This window comes from Pseudomonas sp. P7779, assembly GCF_013386315.1.
Taxonomy (GTDB): Bacteria; Pseudomonadota; Gammaproteobacteria; order Pseudomonadales; family Pseudomonadaceae; genus Aquipseudomonas.
In genome coordinates, this window is record NZ_JACARZ010000164.1 from 1 (window position 1) to 5,578 (window position 5,578).

The window sequence follows — 5,578 nt, forward strand, 5'->3', positions numbered from 1 at the left end:
GGTGCCGAGTGGTGGGGCAAGAGCCTTTTGGTTACTTTTGGGCTCCTTTCAAAAGTGACCCGCTGTAAGAGCGGAACCAATACAAGCCATCCCCCAAAAACGGATATGCCCCCAAAAAGAAGCATCACCCATTAGCCAGCTCTTCCAGATGATCCATCAACTCCTGCGGCTTAAGCACCAACACATCACTGTCCACCGCATCCAGCACCACCTCCGCCGTATTCCCGATCAACGCCCCGGAAATCCCGGTGCGCGCCACCGTACCAATGATGGTCACCGCCGCCTGCCACTTGTGCGCCGCGTGAGGAATCAACACATCCGCCGGCCCTTCCTCGATATGCAGATGAGTGTCGTCAATATCAAACTCCGCCTGGAACGCCTTGCACTGCTCACGATAGCGTGCCTCGATCGTCTCCTTGAGCTGAAATACCGGATCCGCCGCCGACAGCATCGGCGACGGATGCGCACTGATCACATGCAACTGCGCCTTCGCCAAACTCGCGATATCAAAACCATGATCAATGATCGAGTTATGCAGCGCCTGGTGCTCCGCATCAGAGTTCCCCACATCAATCGCCGCCAGAATCACCCCGCCAGCCCAAGGCCTGGACGTCTTCACCAGCAGCACCGGAGTCGGGCAGTAACGCATCAACTTCCAGTCGGCAGGCGTCAACAGCGCCTTTTTCAGCGGGCTGTCAGCGAAATGCTGCTTGACCACCAACCCACAACCCTCTGCCTGCTGCACGTCGATGATGGTTTCATGCAGGCTGTCATTCCACGCCTGTTCGGTGGTGACGCTGTAGCCATCCTCCTGCAAACCGGCCTTCAGCAGGCTCAACATCGCAGAATGCTCGTGCTTCTTGTCACACACCAACAAATGCAAATGTGCCCCGGTGACGCCGGCAATCAGCTTGGCGCGCTTGAGGGCCAGGCTTTCCGAATGCTCAGGCTCGATGACCACCAGGATGCTGCGTATGGCTTGCATGGTCGGATTCTCCAAAAAAGGGTGGGCGTGGAACAACTATAGTTGCTGCCCGGCACACGTCATGTTGATGCACATCAAGCCCGGTAGCTGGCGGTCTGCGGCGCGGTCGGTATAATCGCCGGCCTTTTGTGAATCTTTGCCCGTGAGCCCGATGAACCTGCCAGAAATCCACGAATTCCTCGGTTGCCGCACCCCCGACGGCTGGGTCCAGGCCGCGTTGGCCGACCAGGAAACCCTGCTGATCGACCACAAGAACTGTGAATTCAAGGCCGCCAGCACCGCCTTGAGCCTGATCGCCAAGTACCATTCCCACGTCGACCTGATCAACCTGATGTCACGCCTGGCACGGGAAGAACTGGTGCACCATGAGCAAGTCATGCGCCTGATGAAGAAGCGCAAGATCGAGCTGCGCCAGCTGTCCGCCGGCCGCTACGCTTCGGGTTTGCGCAAGGTGGTGCGCAGCCATGAACCGGTCAAACTGGTGGATACCCTGGTGGTCGGCGCGTTTATCGAAGCCCGCAGTTGCGAGCGTTTCGAAGCACTGGTGCCGCATTTGGACGAAGAACTCGGCAAGTTCTATTTCGGCCTGCTGAAAAGCGAGGCCCGGCATTTCCAGGGTTACCTGAAACTGGCTTACCAGTACGGCGACGCCAAGGACATCGCCCAGGTCATCGACCGTGTACGCGCCGCCGAGCAGGAACTGATCGAGTCACCGGACGTCGAGTTCCGCTTTCACAGCGGCGTGCCAGCCTGACGCAACCGCTGCACCGAGCAACGCGGTGATCCCGGCGAGTATCAGGATCACCGCCTGTGTCCCCAGCGGCGCCGCCAGCAGTGCGATCAGCAAACCGGCCAGCGGCTGCGAGAGGTTGTTGAGCAAGGTCAGCACGCCCACCGTCTTGCCAAAGTCCCGGGCCGGGATTACCCGTTGTCGGACGCTGCGGATGTACACGTTGAACATCTTGTCGAAACCGGTCAGCAGCAGGAAACCCACGGCGTAAGCCCACACATTCGGGCTGATGGCCGTGATCAACGCTCCCACGGCAATCATCGAATACGACAAACCGCCCAGCACCTTGAGCGGCAGGGAAGCGCGCGCCAGGAAAAACAGGATGGCGATGGTCACCAGCGCGCCGGCCGCCTGCAACCCGGCGTAGGTGTCCTTGCCGGCGGCGTATTGGCCAATGACCATCGCGGCGGAAGTGGCGAGGGTGACGCCGATGATCAGGTTCACACCCACCGCCAGGGCGATAATCCTTTTCAGCTCCGGCAGGTCGCGGATATGCCCGAAGGCAACGCGCAACGGTTGCAGCCAGATGTCGTTGTGCTGCTCGAAAGTTTCAAGATTGACCGTGGTGTGGCGTTGCCAGATGCGCATCGCCAGGTCCGCCAGCAGGAACAGCCCGGCAACCCCCAGCACGACCCAGTGCCAGGCCCAGACGCCCAACATCAGCGCCGCCACCAGCGGGCCCAGCACCAGCCCGGTCTGGTCGGCAATCTGCGAGTAGGACAAGGTCTTGGCGTAGGTGTAATGCTTGAAGATATGCGGCAGCAGCACCTCCCGGGCCATGATGCCCTGGGTGGTCAACACGCCGCACAGCGCCGAAAGCATGACAATCCAGTAAATCCCGTCGAACATTCCATACAGCAGCACCGCCGCCACACACGCCAGCGCCCGGTACACCTGGCTGATATGCAGGACGCGCACGGCGGGATATTTGTCGCACAACGCCCCGCACACCGGGAACGACAGGTAACGCGGCAAGGATTCGACAAAAAACGCCAGGCCCGCCCACGACACACTGTTAGTGGTCTGGAACACGATCAACGGCACGATGAACAACAGAATCTGGTCGGCCAGGCGTGACAGAAACAGTGAAATGAAGAAAGCCAGGTAATCCTTGCGCATCGTGTGCTCGTGTCCTTGAGTCAAATCGTCGTCAGTAGCCTGAGCCGGATGTATCCGTGAGATTGTGGCGCTCATCGCCCTTGAGCGGCGGGTTGAATACGCTGACCAGCACCAGGTCCTGATCCTTTCCGCCCCTTAGATAATGGCAGTCGTGTTGGTCCAGCGCATAAATATCACCGGGGCGGATCGGGTAGACGTTACCGTCCATATCTTCGACTTCACCCTCACCGGCGATGCAGTAGCAAGCCTCCAGATGATTACGGTATTGCAGCAGTGACTCGGTGCCGGCACGCACGACGGTGTGGCAGACGGTATAACCCATCCCGTCCTTTTCCGTCAGCAACCGATGGCTGGTGCCAGCGCCCCATTCGACAAAGTGCGCGGTGTTTTCTATGTCTGATTTGTGACGAACGAACATGGTTTTCTCCCGCTATGTAGGTAGAGGGCCATGATTCTCTTGTGTTTGTGGTGTTGTCATCAGCGACACTTCCGAAAAGCGTGTGGGGCGCATCTGGCGGACGGTACCGAGTTAAAGACTGCGGTGAAACTGTTAAAAACTCTTAAAAGCATGAAGCTTCGTCGGCCAGTGATGGCCAGCTGCTTTAGTCTGCCGGCTTGCCACCTATAATGCGCACACTTCAATCCGCGCGTGCACTGGAAATTTATGGATAACTTGGGTCTCGGCAAGGTCTTGCTCGTGGAGGACGATGAGAAGCTGGCAGGGCTGATCGCCCATTTCCTGTCCCAGCATGGCTTCGAGGTGCTGGCCGTGCACCGCGGCGATCTGGCGCTGGCGGCGTTCCTGGAGTTCAAGCCGAAGATCGTCGTGCTCGACCTGATGCTGCCCGGCCAGAGCGGCCTGCATGTGTGCCGTGAAATTCGCAACGTGTCCGACACGCCCATCGTGATCCTCACCGCCAAGGAAGACGACCTCGACCACATCCTCGGCCTGGAGTCCGGCGCCGATGATTATGTGATCAAGCCGATCAAGCCGCCTGTGCTGCTGGCTCGCCTGCGCGCCCTGCAACGTCGCCAGGCGCCGGAACCCACGGTGCGCGGCGCCCTTGAGTTCGGCCGCCTGGCCATCGACCGCAGTTGCCGTGTGGTGAGCCTGGGCGGGGAGAAGATCGACCTGACCACCATGGAATTCGAACTGCTGTGGTTGCTGGCCAGCGCCGCCGGGAAAATCCTCTCCCGCGATGACATTCTCAACCGCATGCGCGGTATTGCCTTTGACGGGCTCAACCGCAGCGTCGACGTGTACATCAGCAAGCTGCGCGGCAAGCTCAATGACAACCCCCGGGAACCGGTGTGCATCAAGACCATCTGGGGCAAGGGCTACCTGTTCAATCCGTTCGCCTGGGAGGTCTAGATGTTAAGGCTGTTTCTGCGTCTGTATATCATCCTGGCCATTGGCTTGGCCGGGGCGATCTGGCTGGTGAACTACACCTTCGATGAGCTGTTGCCGGAGGCCAACGAAACCTACAACCGCGAAGCCCTGCGCGGCCCGGCGTATGGGGTGGTGGAACAATTGCGGCCGGTGACGGGGGAAGCGCGCGCCGCCCGCCTGGCCGAGTTGCAACCGCACTATGGGTTGCGCCTGGCGCTGGTGCAGCGGGACAGGCTGAAACTTACCGAGCGTGAACAGCAACTGCTGGCCAGTGGCGAGTTGGTGGTGCGTGGGGATTTCATGGAGTTCATCTCCAACATCGACGGCGGCCACCAACTGCTGGAAATCAAACTGCCGGAAGAGCCCAAGTGGCTGTACATGTGGGCCTATGGCTTTCTCGGCCTGTGCCTGGCGATTGTCCTGTACTTCTGGGTTCGGCCCCATTGGCGTGACCTGGAGCATATCCGCCTGGCCGCGCAACGTTTCGGTGACAACGATCTCGGCTCGCGCATCCTGCTGCCGCGCCGTTCTACCGTGCGCGAGCTGGCGGGGCACTTCAACCAGATGGCCGAGCGCATTGAAAGCCTGATCGCCAACCAGCGCGAGTTGACCAACGCCGTGTCTCACGAGCTGCGTACGCCGATTGCGCGGCTGTCGTTTGAGCTCGACCAGCTCAAGCAACAGGCCGATCCACGGGAGAGCCGCGCACTGATCGCCGACATGTATGCCGACCTCGGCGAGCTGGAAGAAATGGTCTCGGAACTGTTGACCTACGCCAGCCTGGAACGCGGCGCCACGCAGATCACCCGGGAAAGCATCGAGGCCCACAGCTGGCTCGACAGTGTGATCGGCAGCGTCGCCCTGGAGGCCGAGGCGGCAGGCGTGCAGTTGCTGCTGCGCACCTGTGAAGTCGATTACATCCGTATCGAGCCGCGCTTTATGGCACGGGCGGTGATCAACCTGTTGCGCAATGCAATTCGCTACGCCGACCGGCGTGTGGAAGTGTCGCTGGTGAAGTTTGGCACCGGCTATGAAGTACGGGTCAATGACGACGGGCCCGGTGTGCCGGTGGAAGGGCGAGGGAAGATTTTCGAGCCGTTCCTGCGCCTGGACGCCAGCCGTGACCGCCGCACCGGTGGCTTCGGCCTCGGCCTGGCGCTGGTGCGGCGGGTGTGCCAATGGCATGGCGGGCAGGTTGAAGTGCTGGATTCGGAGTGGGGCGGGGCATCGTTTCGGATGACCTGGGCGTATGCCGAGTAATCATCCAGGAGCCATGGAGATCAAATGTGGGAGC

The 5,578-nt window shown here is 60.3% G+C and carries 6 protein-coding genes; 3 read left to right on the forward strand and 3 right to left on the reverse strand.

Going from position 1 to position 5,578, the window contains the following annotated elements; genetic code table 11:
* Positions 1–124: 124 nt before the first annotated feature.
* Positions 125–985, reverse strand: a complete 861-nt coding sequence (locus HX869_RS30475) for a universal stress protein (RefSeq protein WP_010171159.1) — start codon at positions 983–985, stop codon at positions 125–127.
* Positions 986–1,136: 151 nt separating this feature from the next.
* On the opposite strand from HX869_RS30475, the gene HX869_RS30480 reads away from it, so the two are divergent.
* Positions 1,137–1,739 (forward strand): tRNA-(ms[2]io[6]A)-hydroxylase, encoded by a 603-nt coding sequence (locus HX869_RS30480; protein WP_008431008.1) that lies wholly within the window; start codon positions 1,137–1,139, stop codon positions 1,737–1,739.
* Here HX869_RS30480 and HX869_RS30485 read toward each other — a convergent pair.
* Entirely contained in the window at positions 1,695–2,894 is a 1,200-nt protein-coding gene (locus tag HX869_RS30485) for an MFS transporter (protein WP_087693019.1), read from the reverse strand. The genes HX869_RS30480 and HX869_RS30485 overlap by 45 nt on opposite strands.
* A 31-nt stretch (positions 2,895–2,925) precedes the next feature.
* Positions 2,926–3,312: an ectoine synthase gene (locus tag HX869_RS30490; protein WP_178904123.1), complete on the reverse strand. Its 387-nt coding sequence runs from the start codon at positions 3,310–3,312 to the stop codon at positions 2,926–2,928.
* A gap of 246 nt (positions 3,313–3,558) precedes the next feature.
* Between HX869_RS30490 and HX869_RS30495 the strand changes: the two genes are divergently transcribed.
* Together HX869_RS30495 and HX869_RS30500 are read left to right on the forward strand one after the other, a co-directional pair.
* Complete coding sequence (locus HX869_RS30495; protein ID WP_003217561.1) at positions 3,559–4,266, forward strand: winged helix-turn-helix domain-containing protein; 708 nt, start codon at positions 3,559–3,561, stop codon at positions 4,264–4,266.
* Complete coding sequence (locus HX869_RS30500; RefSeq protein WP_087693018.1) at positions 4,267–5,544, forward strand: ATP-binding protein; 1,278 nt, start codon at positions 4,267–4,269, stop codon at positions 5,542–5,544.
* Positions 5,545–5,578 lie beyond the last annotated feature (34 nt).